The 14,896-nt window shown below is 60.1% G+C and carries 18 protein-coding genes; 2 read left to right on the forward strand and 16 right to left on the reverse strand.

Translation table 11 applies throughout. The annotated features are described in order from the left end of the window. The 4 genes from H0485_RS19975 to H0485_RS19990 all read right to left on the reverse strand — a co-directional run. On the reverse strand, positions 1 to 347 hold a 347-nt coding region (locus H0485_RS19975; protein ID WP_226937669.1), incomplete at its 3' end, for a DUF6950 family protein. A 5-nt stretch (positions 348 to 352) separates the two neighbouring features. Beyond that, the gene (locus H0485_RS19980) at positions 353 to 967 is read right to left on the reverse strand and encodes a hypothetical protein (RefSeq protein WP_226937670.1); all 615 of its coding nucleotides are present in this window, start codon (positions 965 to 967) and stop codon (positions 353 to 355) included. Position 968: 1 nt separating this feature from the next. Then, a complete protein-coding gene (locus H0485_RS19985) occupies positions 969 to 1,607 on the reverse strand; it encodes a hypothetical protein (protein WP_226937671.1) in 639 nt (212 codons plus the stop codon). Continuing rightward, positions 1,607 to 4,582, reverse strand: coding sequence for a tape measure protein (locus H0485_RS19990; RefSeq protein ID WP_226937672.1), 2,976 nt, complete (start codon positions 4,580 to 4,582; stop codon positions 1,607 to 1,609). Before H0485_RS19990 ends, H0485_RS19985 begins: the two co-directional genes overlap by 1 nt. Positions 4,583 to 4,596: 14 nt before the next feature. Here H0485_RS19990 and H0485_RS19995 point away from each other — a divergent pair, with 14 nt between their 5' ends. After that, complete coding sequence (locus H0485_RS19995) at positions 4,597 to 5,067, forward strand: hypothetical protein (protein ID WP_226937673.1); 471 nt, start codon at positions 4,597 to 4,599, stop codon at positions 5,065 to 5,067. A gap of 148 nt (positions 5,068 to 5,215) precedes the next feature. Here H0485_RS19995 and H0485_RS20000 read toward each other — a convergent pair whose 3' ends face one another. The 12 genes from H0485_RS20000 to H0485_RS21725 all read right to left on the reverse strand — a co-directional run bounded on the left by H0485_RS20000 (position 5,216) and on the right by H0485_RS21725 (position 14,059). Further along, the gene (locus tag H0485_RS20000) at positions 5,216 to 5,671 is read right to left on the reverse strand and encodes a gene transfer agent family protein (protein ID WP_226937674.1); all 456 of its coding nucleotides are present in this window, start codon (positions 5,669 to 5,671) and stop codon (positions 5,216 to 5,218) included. Beyond that, entirely contained in the window at positions 5,671 to 6,126 is a 456-nt protein-coding gene (locus H0485_RS20005) for a phage tail protein (protein ID WP_226937675.1), read from the reverse strand. The genes H0485_RS20000 and H0485_RS20005 overlap by 1 nt, the downstream gene beginning before the upstream one ends. A 68-nt stretch (positions 6,127 to 6,194) precedes the next feature. Continuing rightward, positions 6,195 to 6,674: an HK97-gp10 family putative phage morphogenesis protein gene (locus tag H0485_RS20010; protein ID WP_226937676.1), complete on the reverse strand. Its 480-nt coding sequence runs from the start codon at positions 6,672 to 6,674 to the stop codon at positions 6,195 to 6,197. A 156-nt stretch (positions 6,675 to 6,830) separates the two neighbouring features. Then, positions 6,831 to 7,241 carry a DUF3168 domain-containing protein gene (locus tag H0485_RS20015; protein WP_226937677.1) on the reverse strand — a complete coding sequence of 137 codons (411 nt, stop codon included), beginning with the start codon at positions 7,239 to 7,241 and terminating at the stop codon, positions 6,831 to 6,833. Continuing rightward, positions 7,238 to 7,609: a phage head completion protein gene (locus H0485_RS20020; protein WP_226937678.1), complete on the reverse strand. Its 372-nt coding sequence runs from the start codon at positions 7,607 to 7,609 to the stop codon at positions 7,238 to 7,240. Before H0485_RS20020 ends, H0485_RS20015 begins: the two co-directional genes overlap by 4 nt. After that, positions 7,609 to 8,082 carry a hypothetical protein gene (locus H0485_RS20025; protein WP_226937679.1) on the reverse strand — a complete coding sequence of 158 codons (474 nt, stop codon included), beginning with the start codon at positions 8,080 to 8,082 and terminating at the stop codon, positions 7,609 to 7,611. Before H0485_RS20025 ends, H0485_RS20020 begins: the two co-directional genes overlap by 1 nt. Then, on the reverse strand, positions 8,082 to 8,336 hold the full coding sequence (locus tag H0485_RS20030; protein ID WP_226937680.1) for a hypothetical protein: 255 nt from the start codon (positions 8,334 to 8,336) through the stop codon (positions 8,082 to 8,084). The genes H0485_RS20025 and H0485_RS20030 overlap by 1 nt, the downstream gene beginning before the upstream one ends. A 72-nt stretch (positions 8,337 to 8,408) precedes the next feature. Continuing rightward, the gene (locus tag H0485_RS20035) at positions 8,409 to 9,719 is read right to left on the reverse strand and encodes a phage major capsid protein (RefSeq protein WP_226937681.1); all 1,311 of its coding nucleotides are present in this window, start codon (positions 9,717 to 9,719) and stop codon (positions 8,409 to 8,411) included. An 11-nt stretch (positions 9,720 to 9,730) separates the two neighbouring features. After that, positions 9,731 to 10,579, reverse strand: coding sequence for a head maturation protease, ClpP-related (locus H0485_RS20040; RefSeq protein WP_226937682.1), 849 nt, complete (start codon positions 10,577 to 10,579; stop codon positions 9,731 to 9,733). Next, the gene (locus tag H0485_RS20045; protein ID WP_226937683.1) at positions 10,566 to 11,741 is read right to left on the reverse strand and encodes a phage portal protein; all 1,176 of its coding nucleotides are present in this window, start codon (positions 11,739 to 11,741) and stop codon (positions 10,566 to 10,568) included. Before H0485_RS20045 ends, H0485_RS20040 begins: the two co-directional genes overlap by 14 nt. Positions 11,742 to 11,847: 106 nt before the next feature. Further along, on the reverse strand, positions 11,848 to 13,479 hold the full coding sequence (locus H0485_RS20050) for a terminase large subunit domain-containing protein (protein ID WP_226937684.1): 1,632 nt from the start codon (positions 13,477 to 13,479) through the stop codon (positions 11,848 to 11,850). A 61-nt stretch (positions 13,480 to 13,540) separates the two neighbouring features. Next, positions 13,541 to 14,059 (reverse strand): hypothetical protein, encoded by a 519-nt coding sequence (locus H0485_RS21725; RefSeq protein ID WP_255613870.1) that lies wholly within the window; start codon positions 14,057 to 14,059, stop codon positions 13,541 to 13,543. A gap of 219 nt (positions 14,060 to 14,278) precedes the next feature. On the opposite strand from H0485_RS21725, the gene H0485_RS21950 reads away from it, so the two are divergent. Continuing rightward, entirely contained in the window at positions 14,279 to 14,521 is a 243-nt protein-coding gene (locus H0485_RS21950; protein WP_354002467.1) for a hypothetical protein, read from the forward strand. Positions 14,522 to 14,896: the final 375 nt, after the last annotated feature.

A 14,896-nucleotide genomic window follows, 5' to 3' on the forward strand; every position in this document is an offset into this window, starting at 1 on the left:
AGCCCGGAGGCATCGACCACGCAGAGCGCGGCGCCGATCTCGCCATCCGCCGGGATCAGCCCGATGTCACCGACATGGGCCTGCGAGGGGTGGACCTCCGGCAGATAAGCCGCGACCGCATCGCCCAACGAGGCATAGCCCGCCTTGCGAAGCGCCCGAAGCGCGCCACCGGCGGTGCGATAGCGGGACCAGTCCGAACGCACGTCTTTGCCGGTGATCGCCTCATAGGCCCCGGCGGCAAGGCCGAGGGCGCAGTCATGACGGCCCCAGGTGAAAGCCTCGCGGCGCTGCCGGTCCATCTCATCAGCGAACCGGGCACGCCAGTTCGGCAGGCGCTGTGCTTGCATGGCAGTTACCCCTGATACCACTGGACGGCCCGCGACCCGATGGTCGCGGCGTATTTGCAGAATTCATCGGTTGAGAGGCGGCGGCGCTGGTGCTGATCCGAGGATTTGGCGGGATTGCTGGCCTGCAGCTGCATCATGATCTCAGAGCGGATGGTCAGCGAGATGGACCCCTCGCCGCCGGCGGCGGGCGTCTGGATCGGGCCCTCATCCACCAGCCCTACCCATTGAAGCTGTGGCGGTCCCGTAAGGGCCCCACCGTTCAAAGTTGTCGCATGGATCTCGCAGTGGGCCAGACGAAGATCAAAGCCGCGAATGATATTCTGGGCGACCGGCGCGATCTGGCTGATCGAGATCTGCACGGGATTATCCGTGAGGTCAGCAACATACATCAGATCTTCGACTGTGAGATTGCAGCCACCAGTATACCCGCGAGAGACGAGGCCCCCGGTTGGATCCTCGACCGACACCGTGATGTCCTCATCGCCAGACCACAGCCCGACGACTGCAGCCGCGCCGGTATCCCAGTCTTTGGCCGTGAAGGTGACAAACCATACTGGCGCGATGCCAACATCCCGCGCGGCCGTCAGGCTCTGAGCAAAGGCTATATCAAAAATTCGCATATCAAACCTGCTGCAGGAGCTTCAGGGCACCGCCGCGATACCAGCGGCCGGGAACCTGAAGGAAAGGGGTGTGACCGCCCGGCTCGATCCGGAGCCGCAAAATCGGCTTGTCCATCTGGACGGCCACTCCGAGGTTCACCCCCATAGGGATGAACGGCATCACAGAAATATTGCTGAGCGCGCCTACGGTGTTCGCCATCGCGCTTTCAGAGAATTCACAGAAATAGTGCTTGCCCCCCGTCAGTGCGATTGAGGCGCGATCACCCGCCCGGACCACATAATCTGCAGGCAGGCCGGTCACTGATATCCGGCGCCGATCCGGGCTGATGGCTGAGACCTTTGCCCCTGCCCCTGCAGCGCGCCCGGCGCCGGGCTTATAGAGCGCATCGGCCCACAGGAAAGCTTGCCGCGAGCCGTCAAGCGCCCGGATCTTTGCATCGATCTCGCGCGCCTGGGTTTTCTCTTTTGCACCAAAAGTAATCGAGACACTCCAAAGCGGCTGAGCGAGCTGGGCAGTCCACACCCGGCCGTCGCCGGAGCCAGAGGCCTCATCCTTCCTCATCAACTCGAGCAGCACACCATCGCGGGTGCAAAGAAGGTCTGACAGGAAGGCAGGCTCAAAGGGAAATGTCAGGGCCATCAGGCTTTCCTCGGCCAGGCGTTAATTCCCTGCACCCGCGCCCTCATGCCCTTGTCATAGGTTGAGATGCCTTTAGCGATCATGATCCGGACCTCATCAGGAGAGACGGAGGCGGTGCTGACCTCGACCCCCGGCGCGTTATTGTTGATTGTGATTTTCGGCATGCTGGACTGGGGGGCGGCCCTGCTGACCGCAGGGAGTGCCGGGGCGCCGACATAGCCACCGCTGGCATAGCCCTTCAGCCCGGCGCGCAGCGCATCAAAGGCGGCAGGGCCACCCGCACGGCGCACGGTATCGGCATCCATGACATACTCGCCCGCATGGACGATGCCTGCGGGTTTATATTTGCCACCTGCCCCCGTGTATCCGCCCTCAGCGTAGCCAAGGAGGCCCTTCAGAAGGTTGCCAGAGGCGTTGCCCAGGCCTGCATCCCATAGATTGCCGAACGCACTGGAAAGAGCCATTTCTGCCAGCTTTGCGATGACCATGCTGATCGCGTCACTGAAACTATGGGCACCGGTAATCAGGCCTGAGAACGCCTGCTCCTGAGTGCTTTTGAAATCTTCCATAGCACTCTGAAATGCCTCATGGTTCTCCTGAGCCTTGGCATTTGCTTCAGCTGCTGCAAGCCAGTCATCTGCCAGCCCCTTTACCTTCTGCCGCAGCGCGTCGGTGATCGGGACGCCCTTATTCTGCAGGGTCTGCAGAAGTTCCGCCTCTTTTCGTGCGCGGTCCACAGAGAGGCCATACTGGTCATAGGCAATACCGAGACGGGCGAGCTCAGCCGTCTCGGCCTTCATTCCCTCGATCTCTTTCAGGATCGTATCATCGAAGCGCTCGACAGCCTTATTTCCGCCGCCGCCCTTCTTGCCCTCTGCCTTTCGCGCCTCATTTGCTGCGATATTCTCGCGCGCAAGCATATCGGCCTGCGCCTTCGTCAGCTGGGGGCGCTCTTTCAGGATGCGGTTCACCTCATCCTCAATCGCCTTTCCCTCTTTTGAGAGAGCGTTGCGGCGGCGCTGCTCAGCGAGATAGGCTTCATTGGCCCGCTGGTCAGCGTAATACTCTCCAACCGCATTTCCCCGGCCGCTGGACACATAGGTCGCCGGAGCCTGCGAGGCACGGGCGACAGAGTCTGCCGCTTCATCAGCCTTTTGAGCGAGCATAATGAGTGCTCCGAAGATCGGAGAAAGGCGGTCTACGAAGCCTGCGACATCAGGCTTTGCGTCTGCGATCGCCTCGAGTTTTCCGAGCGTTTGCTCAGAGACCTCTCCCGTCTCGATCGCCTTTTCGATTATCCGGATCAAACCGTCTACTGCGCCCCTGTCCACATCGGGCATGTCGCGAATGTTTGAAAGCTCATCCTTGATCGCGACCAGCTGGGCCCGCGCGGCATCCATCTCTGGGCTAGCGCCTGCAGCTGAAAGCGCTGTTGCCAATGATCCTTCGAAGGCCGAAACTTCGATCAACCTGTTCAGCAATTCACGCGCGGGTTCGTCCAGTTCCAGCTCGCCTATGTGAGCAAGACGCGCTGCGAGTTGATCCGCAGGGACAATCCCCTTTTTCAACTCTCCAGCCAAACTATAGATGCCATCAAGGGCATCCTTACTGCTGGCACCGTGCGTCCGTGCAATGCGGTTTTCCGCCTCATTCTGGATCTTGGAAAAATTGTCGCCATGATTGAACGCTGTCCCGCGCAGCCGGTCCAGCTCTTCACGCATTGCGCGAATTTTTGCGAGGCGCTCATCACTGGCCAGATCATCCAGGGATGCAGTGGCAGCGTCATTTGCCTCTACCAGCTTTGGAGCATAGAGACCGAGCCGTTGCATCTCAGCTTGGAGCTCATCCGTGCGCTGGCTGGCCTCTTGAACCGAAGAAGAATAAGCGACTATCGCCGCAACCGCGGTGGCACCTACGACAAGGCCAATTGGGCCAGCTGCCGCCGTCAGACCACCGAACGCGGTGGCAAGGCCTGTCATGGTACTTGCCGCGCGGGCCGCGCTGATGAATTTAGTAACTGCGGCCCCGGCGAGGCCGAGGCTTGCAATCATCCCGGTGATCGATCTGCCAATCAGCGCCCCTGCGATGATTGCCGCGACTTTTACGGTCACATCTGCGATATTTTCGAAATTATCTGCCAGAGCCGTCAGGCCAGCGACAAGCCTTTGCGTAGCTGAAAGGCTGCTGTCAGTTTGGCCAATGTATTGCGTAAACGCATTGCTGACACGAGTGAGGCCATCCTGAATCGTGGCGTTTGTGGTCGAGAATGCAGCCTCGATTTTTGGTCCGGCGGCAAGGATCGCCTTGAATACGCCCTCTGAGGTGATCTGCCCTTCCTCGCCAAGCTTCTTCAGGCCAGCGATGCTGACCTTGTAATAATCTGCAATCGCCTGAGCGAGGATCGGGGCATTCTCTCGCACGGAGCGGAGTTCGTCACCCTGAAGCACGCCGGATCCCAGACCTTGCGATAGCTGGAGAATGCCTGCCGCCTGCTCCGAAGCCGCAGCCCCCCCGGCTTTGAAGGCCTTATTCACAATCTCAGTCGCCTTCGCGACTTCCATCTCCGATTGTGCAACCCCAGCGGTTGACCGCATAAGTTTCGCATAAAGGTCAACAGTTTCACTGATGCCGCTCCGGGTATCATCGGAGATCTTGTTCAGCTCCTCGAGGCTGCGGGCCTGCATCCCCGAGATCTGCGAAGCGGCATTGATTTTGTTCTGGGCCACAGTCCAGGCGTCCGCATAGCGGGCAACCTCGCGGACGGAGAGCGCTGCACCCACGGCAGTAAGCGGGGCGATGAAAGAATGCGCCGCACGCTGACCGATCTGATCGAGGCTCTTATTCATCCGTCTAGCACGATTCTCGATCTCGCGCGCCTGCCTATTCATGATCCCCGAGGCGCGGGTCATGGCGCGCTCGTAACCCTTGATGTCTGCCGACAGCTGAACGATCAATTTGTCTAGGTCAGTTGCCATAGGGAGGTCTCATTATGCTGAAAGTTGTGGGCGCACTTGCTTTACTTGCGGGGTTCTCAGCCCCCGCGCTTGCGGATTTCACGCTTGACCTAACCCCCGGAGAAATACGCAAGGCATCAGGGGAAACTATTGTCCGAGAAATGCTGGTAGGAGATGAGGCCGCGATCTACGCATCCATCTGCCATGAAGGGCAAAAGGCATTCATTGATGGAGACATGCCGTTGCTTACGAGAAACAAGGGCACCGGTCATAAGTTGAAGGCAAAAAAAATGCCCGGAGGCTCTTTTGAGGTTTCCATAATCAAGGGCGAGGACATCTTGGAGACGGAGCAGGAATTCATCATTTCGCTGCTCCGTCGTGGCAGGGATTATCCTTGCCCCAATTTTAGCGAAGACGCCGGGCGGTATTTTCCCATCACAGCGTTCAATGGTGTTAACTCAGCTTCAGAGTTAATCGGACAAGCTCAGCAGAAAAATACAGATTAAATCTATCCCACCCGATCCATGACGCCCTGCCAGAGATCATCCTCATCTTGCTGTGACAGCCCAGCCTCTTCGCAGCCATGTGTGGCATTCCAACCCAACACCGCAGCATCGAACTGCCACATCGAGCAAGCCCCGACCTGATCAGGGCTCAATCCGATTGCAGCTCCGACGCCGTAGATTTGCGCGAACCGGATTCTTCCTCGGGGGAGCGGTTCGCGCTGGTCTCGCTTTCCCCCACCGGCTTTTCCGGCTCATCTTCCGGCACCCCCTGGAGCGCTGTGCCCATGATGGCAAAGGCAATAGGGATATTTTCGGTCAGCTGCCCATCGCCGCAATATGCGCGCACCTTCTTCAAGGCCTGCACTGCATCCATACCACCGCCGATCAGGCCCAGCCGGATCGTGTCGATGACATAGGCTGGGGAGGCATCTTTGGGCGGCGTAATGCCAGCCTGTCCAGCCAGAAGCGCCATCTGCAAAGCCCATTGGATGTACCACGGCCCGGCATCGGTTTTTTCCTGCAGCTCAGCGAGCTGCGCGATCCCCAGGCGGAAGGGATAAGTCCCATCCGCCCAGTCCAAGGTAATCTGCCCGCTGCGGCTCATCAGGCCGTCTCGCGCGAATAGGTGACTTCGCCATCCGACTGCATCGCAATAGATGCAGTGACTCGCTCGCCTTTCGTGCCGGTAATCTCGAAACTTTCGAGGTGATAGAAGCCGGTGTAAAGTTCGCTGTCTCCGTCCGGATAAACCAGCTCGACTTCGCATTCGATGCTTTCAACGCTGGCCAGCGCGGCCTCCCACGTTGCTACAGCCGATTTCATGAGCACCCCATCACCGCTGATCGAAGAGGTCATCGACTGGACATCGCGCTCGGTCCAGGACGGCTTATCTTCGTCCGGGCAGGCGGGGACGTTGGTCTCGCCAAACGTCTTGCTGCGCGAGAACGACTTTGAGGTGAAGCCACAGGGAGCAATAAACGCAGGCGCTACAGCGCCGTCCGACAAACGAACATAAAACTTGCTGAACTGCACAGTGGGCGCTCTGGGCGGTCTTGCCATGACTGGCTCCATGATTAGGGAAAGCCTTGCCCAAGGGCATTTGGGGCAACCTGCAATGCAGGATGAGTTCAGCCGCCGGCGGCGACCTGCTTTGCGGCGGCGCGAACCGCTGTGGTGATTTTGCGCCTAACGTTGCGCCTGTTCGCGCGCCAGGAGACGTAGAAATACGGCTGGGCCTTCATCTTGCTGGTGCCGAATTCAACCCATCGGGCATAGAAGGCGTCAGCTGAGCCCTGTGATTTATCGCGTGAGCCAGCATAGATTGTGATGGTCAGGTCGCCACCGACACCCGCGCCACGTAGCGTGGCGATCACCATTGATCCGCGAGGCGGCTGGCCCCATGTCCAGCCAATGCTATCCCGCAGCGCCCCCGCCTGCCGCCTCCGATCGGGCTCCTGCAATACCGGGACGAGGCTTTTCATCATCGACACGACCTGATTTGCTGCTTCGGCCATCTTTTGCCGGATCAGTTCCTTGGCCACCTTCGGCAGACGCTTCAGCTTCCGGTCCAGTTTTGTCAGCCCGATGATCGTCGTTCCGCGCGCCATTACCGCTGGCCGGATTTGTTGATTTGACCGCAGCGCCCTTTTTCAAAGCCGCCGCAGCACATCTCCGGGTGACGCAAATGCGCATCCCAAGCGAATACCGGATGGACACGCCCGGCTTGGGCTTCCACCGAAAGACCTCTGTAAACTCGACCCACATCAGCCACCCTCATCTATCAGAGCCCGCACATTCACGATGCCATGGGCGATCTTCTCATCAGGATCGCCCACCACCCGCAGGCTATCGACCTCGATCAGCACCAGCGTGAAGCCGCCCGAAAGCGCCAGATCAACGCCATGCAGCGCCTTTTTCACCGCGCCGCAGATCTGCTTGGCGCCAAGCTGTGAGCCATCTTCCTGCGTCCAGATGTCGATCTGCTGGAAGCATTCAGACCCATCGATGCACTCGGCGCTGTCATCGAGCTCCTGCGCTGGCCCAAGGGTCAGATATGGATAGCTCGCCTCAGCTGGCGCGTTATCCCAGATCCGCTGGCCGAGACTGGCCGTGACGCCAGCGCTGGCGCGAAGAGCGTCAATCAGCGCGATCTGAAGGGCGGCGGATGCACTCATGCCGCCTTCCCTCCCTCGATCACAATGAAGATCCATTTCCGGTCGGTGATGCTGTCGACCTCCCGGATCGAATAGCGAGTGCCAGGCAGCGGATCGCCGGCCTCACCTTCGGGGAAACCGCGCCGCACATCCCGAGCGCGACAGGCGCTTGTGATCGCGCGCGCAGCCTCACACTGGCGGATCTGGATTTTAAACACCGCCCGGCCTTCCAGCCGGGCAGCCTCGACCACTTCCGAACCCCGCTGGTAAATCGCCTCAACACGGCATTCATGCTGCTGCACCCAGCCCGGGCGAGTTCCCCCGCCCGGCCGCGCAGCACCTTGCGGAAAATCGAAAGCGAACCGCTCCCGCAAAATGGTTTCAGCCATCAGAGATTCCCCCATCTGACCTGATCAATCAGGGAGCTTATCGGGTCCGGCGCAGGGATCAGTCTTGGCGGGTCGTACCAGCGCTTCACCAGCATCATGACCAGAGCGCGGGCGATTTCCCGCACCTCGCCCGGAGCCTCAATGCTCATGGTTACAGTGGCCGGTTCTGTGAGTGTGACGTGGCTGCCGAGAGCATCACGATGCAGAACTGCAGTTCCAGCATCTACCGCCACGCTCTGCACGTCGGGGAGCGGAAGGCGATGGCAGCCCGGGCGAGGAAAGGAAATGCTCCAGGACTGAAGCTGGATGCAGCGTCCGAGGATGCCGCGCCACCCATCCAGATGCGCGACTGCAACCCTCTCGTGACCTTTGATTTCATCATCGTCATCGTCAAAGTCGACGCGAAGATACTTCTTCAGATCCTCGAGGCTGACCAGCGGCGCATCCGGAGGGGTGACACGGATCGGGACCATTACGAGGCCTTTTCATCCTTCTTGGCAGCATCGCCCTTCTTGTCTTCAGCCTTCTTGTCGTCGCCGCTCCCCGGGTCTTTGGCGGGCGGCTCTTCAGTCTTCATGACCGGTTCTTTGACCTCTTCCGCCTCCAGAGCACCCGACGCGCGCGCATGGGTCAGGAGGTTCTCGGGGCACTCTTCGCCGACCGGGATTTCGCGGGGATAGATTTCACCGGACGGCACACCGATGATCGTTTTCGTCAGCTTCGCCATGTTGTCCTCCATTGGCTGATCTGCATTGAAAAAGGGGCGGCCGAAGCCGCCCCCTCACGCAATGCAGACCCATCAGCCGCCAGCTGCAGCCACGCGGTGGTAGCGCAGCCATTCCGGGTTCCACAGCCCGCCGCCCACACGCTTGCGGGTGTAGAACAGGATATAAGGCTTATTGGTGTAGGGATCGCGCATCACAGACATGCCGACGCGATCAAAGATCCGATAGCCCTCAGCCATGTTGCCAAACACGATAGGAATCGCGCCGGCGGCAACGTCAGGCATCCCGGCGAGCTCGCGGATCGGCTGGCCGAGAACCTGCGCGGGTTGGCCAGCCTGGAAGGGCGGCTGCCACAGATAGTTTCCGTCCGCATCCTTCATCTTGCGGATGACGGAATGGGTCTTGCGATTCGCATACAGAGCGCCCCCCTGGGAGCGATCCTCGGGCAAGTCGTAGATCAGGTCGATCAGCCCATCCGCTGTCAGCGCTGCCGCTGCCCCGGAAATCACTTCGGTGACCGGCCCGAGCGGATGGCGCTGAGCGGCCGGCAGGGCAGTTTCGGTGGCGGCGTCATACCGCAGCAGACCCTTCGGCTTATTCACGCCGTCGCCACTGATAAAGGCCAGACCTTCCTGACGCGCGAATTCGGCGTTCACCTCGCCGCCCAGCCAGGCAGCGATATTGATCTCGGAATCTTCGAGGATGCGCTCACTTGCAGCCGGATTGGCATAGATTTCGCCGAAGGCAAATTCATATTCGGCCAGTTTCGAGCCATCCGTCTGCGCGCGCGCGTCGGTTTCACCCACCCATGCCGCTGCCGTGCCGCGGATATTGTAGAGGTGCTTGAAGCCCTGCCCCGAGACCGATTGCACCGTAGCGTAGTTGCGCATCGGCGAGACAACGATCCGCTTATCGGTGATCTGGCGATCCCATTCCACCGGTGCGGTGAAACCGCCATCACTCTCAGAGCCGACCGAGTATGCCGCCTTGATACCGCCAGCCTTCGCCAGGGCTTTGACCTCGCGTTCATCATCACCGGTGCGGAACCAGGCGTCAAACTTGGCCGAATATTCGCGCTCCTGCTCGCTGCGCGGGTCCGCGTCATCACCAACACCATTGAGGGCCATGCCGGCGATTTTGGTATTGGCCTCATCGAGAGCGGTGGTAAGCGCTGCAATCGATGCATCGACCTTCGCGATCTTTTCGGTTGTGACAATGTCATCAAAACGCTTCGAAAGCTGTTTGTCTTTCTCGGCCTGTGATGCCTTGAATTCCTCAAAGGCCGCGTTGACGCCCGTAATCAACGCGCGCACCTCACCACCGGCGTCAGCGCGCACAGCAAGGATGCCCCGCGCCTTCGCGGGGGCTTTCATCATCATACCCATGATTCTCTCCGTTATCGGGTAATTGTTGCCCGCAACCCTTCCAAGAGGGCCGCGATATCGGCGTCAGCGTCATGCGTGACGGTCAGGGCAGCGTCTTGCATGCCCCCTTTCAACTCAGCCAGAAGCGCTCGGCGCTCTGAACGAGGCATTCCAGTTTTGGCAAGCCGGGCATCAACACGCCGCGTCGCGTTCACGCCCCGCCCGGACTCGGCCTTGGTTTTGTCTTCTGTGACGGCATCAGCATCGAGGAAGCCGGTGGCGAGGCCTGCGGCTACTGCCTGCTCACCATTGAACCAGGTCTCGGCGTCCATCCATTCCGCCGCCTTGGCTTTTTTCACACCGGCGCGATCACTGTAGACTGTCGCCATGGCATCATCGAAAGGCTCCATGGTCTTTGCCGCATCCGCCAGATCATGGCGATTGCCCATGGCGATGACCCAGGAATTGTGGATCATCATGAAACCGGCCTTGCCGATCTGGATATCATCACCAGCCATCGCGATGACGGACGCGGCGGAAGCGGCGAGACCGATGATGCGCACCGTGACCTTTTTCGGGTGAGCGCGCAGTGTGTTGTAGATCGCAACGCCCTCAAAGAAGTCGCCACCGGGGCTGTTGATGTCGACCACAACATCCTGATCGCCGATGGCGCGCAGCGCAGCCGCGACCCTTTTCGAGGTGACGCCGCCGCCGGTCCAGTAATCCTCGCCGATCACATCCAGAATGCTGATCGTGTTGTCGCCGGTAGTCGCAGCCATGACGCCGGCATTCCAGCGATCGACAACTCCGTGATCCAGTTCATAGGCGCAGACCTCGGGAAGACGCGAGGCGCTGATCTCCGGCAGTTCACGCAGCGACATGGCTGCCCCCTTTCTGTGAGCCCAGCTGTGCGGGCAGTTCCTTGCGATCAATCCGCTGCCAGTCAAAGGACTCGCGAGCCTCCTCCGGGGTGGCGATCGGGTGCTGGCCGCCAGAGCCAAGGGCCTTGGTCCAGAAGTCCATCTGCGCAGACAATGAACCGCGCAGCAGGCCGCCCGGATTGAACTTTGCCTGATAGACATCCGCTTCCGCGTCAGTCAGCAGGTCGCGCTCAATGGCTTGCTGCCAGGCCTCAAACCATGGGTTGAGGCCATACTGGACAAACATCTGCCCCAGCACATCGATGCCAGACCCCCAGGAGGTGTCATCCATGCCCAGAAGCGGCCGGGGCACACCAAACGGGCGGGCGATTTCCTCGATCTGCATTTTACGCTGCTCGACGGTCTGAGAATCTCGCGCGCTATTGGCTGCTGTGCCGAGCTTCATCCCCTCCTCGAGGACGACGGATCTGCCCGCGTTCTCGGCACCCTCGCGAGTGGCTAGGCTTTCCTGCAGGCGCCGGTAAGCCTCGGGGGTCAGCTTCGAAGGGTGCTCCAGGGTGAGGCCTGCCATGACGCCCTGCTTGAAAATGCGCGCCGAGGCGACCTCTGCCTGCAGCGCCAGGCCGATAGCCTCAGCCCCCTGCCGGACCAGTGAAAGGCCGGTATAACCGTTTTCGCTCAGGCCATATCGCAGGTGAAAAACCTCGCGCTGGCCGAAAGATTTTTGCCCTTTCGGGGTCGTCACAAAATAGGTCAGGGACCAGTCAGCATTCTGACGAACTGTCACAGAGGCTGGATCCAGCGGGATCAGAGCAACAATCTTAGGGCCGGTTCGGATGATCAGGGCGAATGCATCGCCATGGGTCAGTGCCCGCTGCTGCATGATGCTGCGAAACTCATAGGCGGTCTGCCACGGGTTAGGCTTCCGGTGCAGCACCCGAAACAAGGGGTGATCGTCTGCTTTCGTTTTGTCTGCCTTGTTCTGCAGATGCAGAGGCAGCATCCCAATCGAGAAGGAAATCAGCGAGACGCAGCGCATCACCGTGGTATTGCGCAGCGCCTGTTTCGGGGTCACCGCAGGGGAGACACCGCCACCCTCTCTGATGATTTCCAGCAGGCGGGGGTCATCCGGGCCAAAGACCTTTGCATGCCCGGTGCTCATTGCCTGCACAGGAGGCGCATCGATCGAAGAGATTACCGGCTCAATACGGCCAGTGTGCGCTGACGCTGAAGCGCCGCGCCACAGGTTAAACAAGCCCATGGTTACCTCAGATCATCAGAATGCCGCGCTCCTCGTAGACCGATGGTCCACCAGCAGCGACGGGGTTGAGAAACATCAACATCGCGGCATCCAGAGCAGCCATCAGCGGGTCAATCTTACCCGCGCCCGATGCCTCTTTGGTCACCATGTAATTGTTCCGGACCAGCTCCTGTTTGGCGTTTCCGACCGACCAGTTCAGGAGCGGCTGGTTGCCATGGAGCAGGCGCTTAGATTCCAGCTTCAGCGGCAGTGTCTGGTGGGCGGTTTGCAGCGCCCATCCCTGTTTCACCGCCTGCACAAGCGGGTCAGTCATTTCGAGCGCGGTCAGTGCGTCAAACAGCAGGGCAATACCGGCGCTATCAAGCCCGATGCCGGACGCCTCAGGAAGTTTGCCTGCCGCCCAGATTCGCGCGCAGATCGCGGCAGCCTCTGAAGCTTGCTCCTCTCCGGTCGCGACAACCTTCAGGTCACCATCGGCCTCGAAGTCCCGCAACTGCGGTGCAATCTTTGGCCGCTGTTCAAAGACTGAAGGCCGCGCCCAGGCGCGAACCCAGAGCAGCCAGGCCTTGTCGGTTTTGCGCCGGCCGAGAACGGCGAGCGCTGCCAGGTCATCTGCCCCGCCCCAGTCGACACCAATGGTGCAGACTTCGCTTTGCTCGAGCAGGGAATCGAGGGTAAGCCCCTCGCAGACTGCATCCTCCCAATGCATCGCGCCCGACCATGCCGAGCCGCCGAGGCCGACACCAATCTCGATATTGAGATGCTGGCTGGCCCAGATCTGCTCCGCTTCTTTCGAAACCTTGCCGTTATTGTCGTAATCGTCCTCGAGCGCCTGCTCATCGATCGACAAGCCATAATTTGGCAGAACCAGCGGCCAATTTTTCTTGTCGCGCCAGAATGATTTGTCGCGCTGCAGCGCTTCCGGGAACTCATACAGCACCGGCAGCATGATCGGGGACTTGCCGCCCTTCCCGTCGCGAATGGCCCGGGCCTTGTCCAGCTCGGTTTTCCAGATCCCGGTTGGGGTCTCGTCTGACTGGGTGGTGATCATCAGCACCTTGCCGCGCTGCTTTGTGATGCCACCACCGCGGATCTGCTGCATCACCTTCGCAGCCTTGGCTTTCTTTCCCAGCTCATGAAGTTCGTCGAGGATGGTCAGCACCGGAATTTCACCGGTGACGATCGAGGTGTCGAAAGTCTTCACATCAAGGGCGGTCCCGGTCTTGCGCCGGGTGATTGTCTTAAGGTGCGCCTGCACCTTGAAAATGTCTTTCAGCTTCTCATCGAGATCAATCATGCCGGTGGCCTGGCTGAACAGGCGCTCCGAAATATTCTGGCTGGGACCAACCAGAAGCATCTGCCGGTTCGGTGCCTCCTCCATGTAGAGAGCGGTCAGCCCAAGCGCCGCGCCATAGGTGGACTTCGAGTTTTTCTTCGGCACCGCGCAGAGCAGTTCCCAGACCAGATCCCGGTGCGTCTCGGGATCCTCACTGGCCAGAAACGCGACCAGAAGATCCTTGAACCAGTCACCGCATGCGACGGCCAACGGCGGATTGCCCGCGACATCCGGAAGGCGAAGGCGATTGAAAAACGCCAGGACTTTCGCCGCGCGTTCTTCATTCAGCGGGACATCCGCCATGGGCGTTTCACCGCGCTGCAGCTTTTCCCACCAGTCAGGGCAGGCAAAGCGCGGCAGAGGCTCAATGGCGTCGAGCAACCTGTGCCTCCAGATCCAGTTCAGCCATCAGGGCATCATCCGCATTGAGGGCCTTCTGCTCATCGACAATCTTCTTGCCGACTTTCGCTGCTGCTGCCTCTTTTGGTTTCGCTGCGATCTTGCGCTCCGATTCCATCTGGTCGTTACGCTCGAGCAGTTGAACGAACAGCCTCTCAGCACCAACGTTGCCGGTCTGCGCATTGGACCAAACCCGCATCAGGCGCTCGGCCTCGAGCCGGTCGCGCGCCGCATCACGCACTTGCAGCTCGGATCTAAAATGCCGCTTCAGCGTCGGGACCGAGATGGATTTCCCGGTGCGCGGATCGAAGATCACGCCCGCAATCCGATCATTTGACCAGCCAGCAGCCAGTAACATGCTGACTTTATTAGAGTTTTCTTCCGTCCATTCAAAGGGCGGGCGGCCACGCCGCCTATCCGCAGCCAGCCAGACCTCACCAAAGAGGTTGCGGAAGCCTTCGGCCTCCGAATTTTCACTGGCCATCGAAAAAAAATCCCTCGCTGAGGGGGGCGCGGGTCGCCGGCGGCGAGGCCCCCAGACTTTCGCCCCCCCCCTCCCTCTGGGGCGTTATTTGGGTCTTTTTGCACTTTTGGGGTCATTTTCAGGCGTAATCGACCTTTTTGGAGAGGTTTTCCCTCGATTCAACGAGATCCTCCTGATCGATTAGCCCCCGCGCCGCTCCTCGGCCTGCTTGACCCTGTCGTGGCAGCCTTTGCAGAGGCACTGGAGGTTTCCGCGATCCCAGAACAGCTGTTCATCACCGCGATGTGGTTTGACGTGGTCAGCGACAAGCATGGAGGGTTCGCCCTCCAGGTGGCCGCAGAACCTGCAAGTGAAGAGCGCTTCCTCCAGCACCGCCCACCTCAGCCTCTTCCACCGGGCAGTGTCATACCACTTGCGCCACGGCGTCTCGATGCGGCGCTGCCGGGAGCGATCCGCTTCTGACTGCGGCGCGGCAGCAAGACGACGCGGAGCCACGACAAAGCGCGATGGCACCTGTTTCAACCTGCCCATAGCCATCCTTTGAAAAAGCAAAACGCCCGCGAGCGATTGCTCCGGGCGCTATTCAGGCGTGTCAGACAGGCGTTAAACCCATCCCCGCCGCCCACCCGCTCGAGCATCTGTCCGCTTTGCGGAGAGTGACATCGGCATGAGGCTATGGGCAGGGACCATAGGCGTTCTGGTTTGCGGCTGTCAATCCAGCTTTCGGAGCGGCAGGAGATTATCGCCCGAAGAGTGGATCAGCGCCTCCCGCCCGAAGATCTCGAATTTGACCGCAGAGCCACCATCAGCGGTCAGCTCAACAACCTCAGCCTTGAA

This window comes from Pseudogemmobacter faecipullorum, assembly GCF_020539525.1.
Lineage (GTDB): Bacteria > Pseudomonadota > Alphaproteobacteria > Rhodobacterales > Rhodobacteraceae > Pseudogemmobacter > Pseudogemmobacter faecipullorum.

Coding starts and splice junctions, on each gene's coding strand:
- H0485_RS20045 (WP_226937683.1), bottom strand. CDS start 11,741: ATGAGCACCGGGCATGCAAAGGTCTTTGGCCCGGATGACCCCCGCCTG.
- H0485_RS20030 (WP_226937680.1), bottom strand. CDS start 8,336: ATGGCGAAGCTGACGAAAACGATCATCGGTGTGCCGTCCGGTGAAATC.
- H0485_RS20040 (WP_226937682.1), bottom strand. CDS start 10,579: ATGTCGCTGCGTGAACTGCCGGAGATCAGCGCCTCGCGTCTTCCCGAG.
- H0485_RS20000 (WP_226937674.1), bottom strand. CDS start 5,671: ATGAGCCGCAGCGGGCAGATTACCTTGGACTGGGCGGATGGGACTTAT.
- H0485_RS19995 (WP_226937673.1), top strand. CDS start 4,597: ATGCTGAAAGTTGTGGGCGCACTTGCTTTACTTGCGGGGTTCTCAGCC.
- H0485_RS20010 (WP_226937676.1), bottom strand. CDS start 6,674: ATGGCGCGCGGAACGACGATCATCGGGCTGACAAAACTGGACCGGAAG.
- H0485_RS20025 (WP_226937679.1), bottom strand. CDS start 8,082: ATGGTCCCGATCCGTGTCACCCCTCCGGATGCGCCGCTGGTCAGCCTC.
- H0485_RS19985 (WP_226937671.1), bottom strand. CDS start 1,607: ATGGCCCTGACATTTCCCTTTGAGCCTGCCTTCCTGTCAGACCTTCTT.
- H0485_RS19990 (WP_226937672.1), bottom strand. CDS start 4,582: ATGGCAACTGACCTAGACAAATTGATCGTTCAGCTGTCGGCAGACATC.
- H0485_RS20035 (WP_226937681.1), bottom strand. CDS start 9,719: ATGGGTATGATGATGAAAGCCCCCGCGAAGGCGCGGGGCATCCTTGCT.
- H0485_RS20005 (WP_226937675.1), bottom strand. CDS start 6,126: ATGGCAAGACCGCCCAGAGCGCCCACTGTGCAGTTCAGCAAGTTTTAT.
- H0485_RS20050 (WP_226937684.1), bottom strand. CDS start 13,479: ATGGCGGATGTCCCGCTGAATGAAGAACGCGCGGCGAAAGTCCTGGCG.
- H0485_RS19980 (WP_226937670.1), bottom strand. CDS start 967: ATGCGAATTTTTGATATAGCCTTTGCTCAGAGCCTGACGGCCGCGCGG.
- H0485_RS21725 (WP_255613870.1), bottom strand. CDS start 14,059: ATGGCCAGTGAAAATTCGGAGGCCGAAGGCTTCCGCAACCTCTTTGGT.
- H0485_RS20020 (WP_226937678.1), bottom strand. CDS start 7,609: ATGGCTGAAACCATTTTGCGGGAGCGGTTCGCTTTCGATTTTCCGCAA.
- H0485_RS20015 (WP_226937677.1), bottom strand. CDS start 7,241: ATGAGTGCATCCGCCGCCCTTCAGATCGCGCTGATTGACGCTCTTCGC.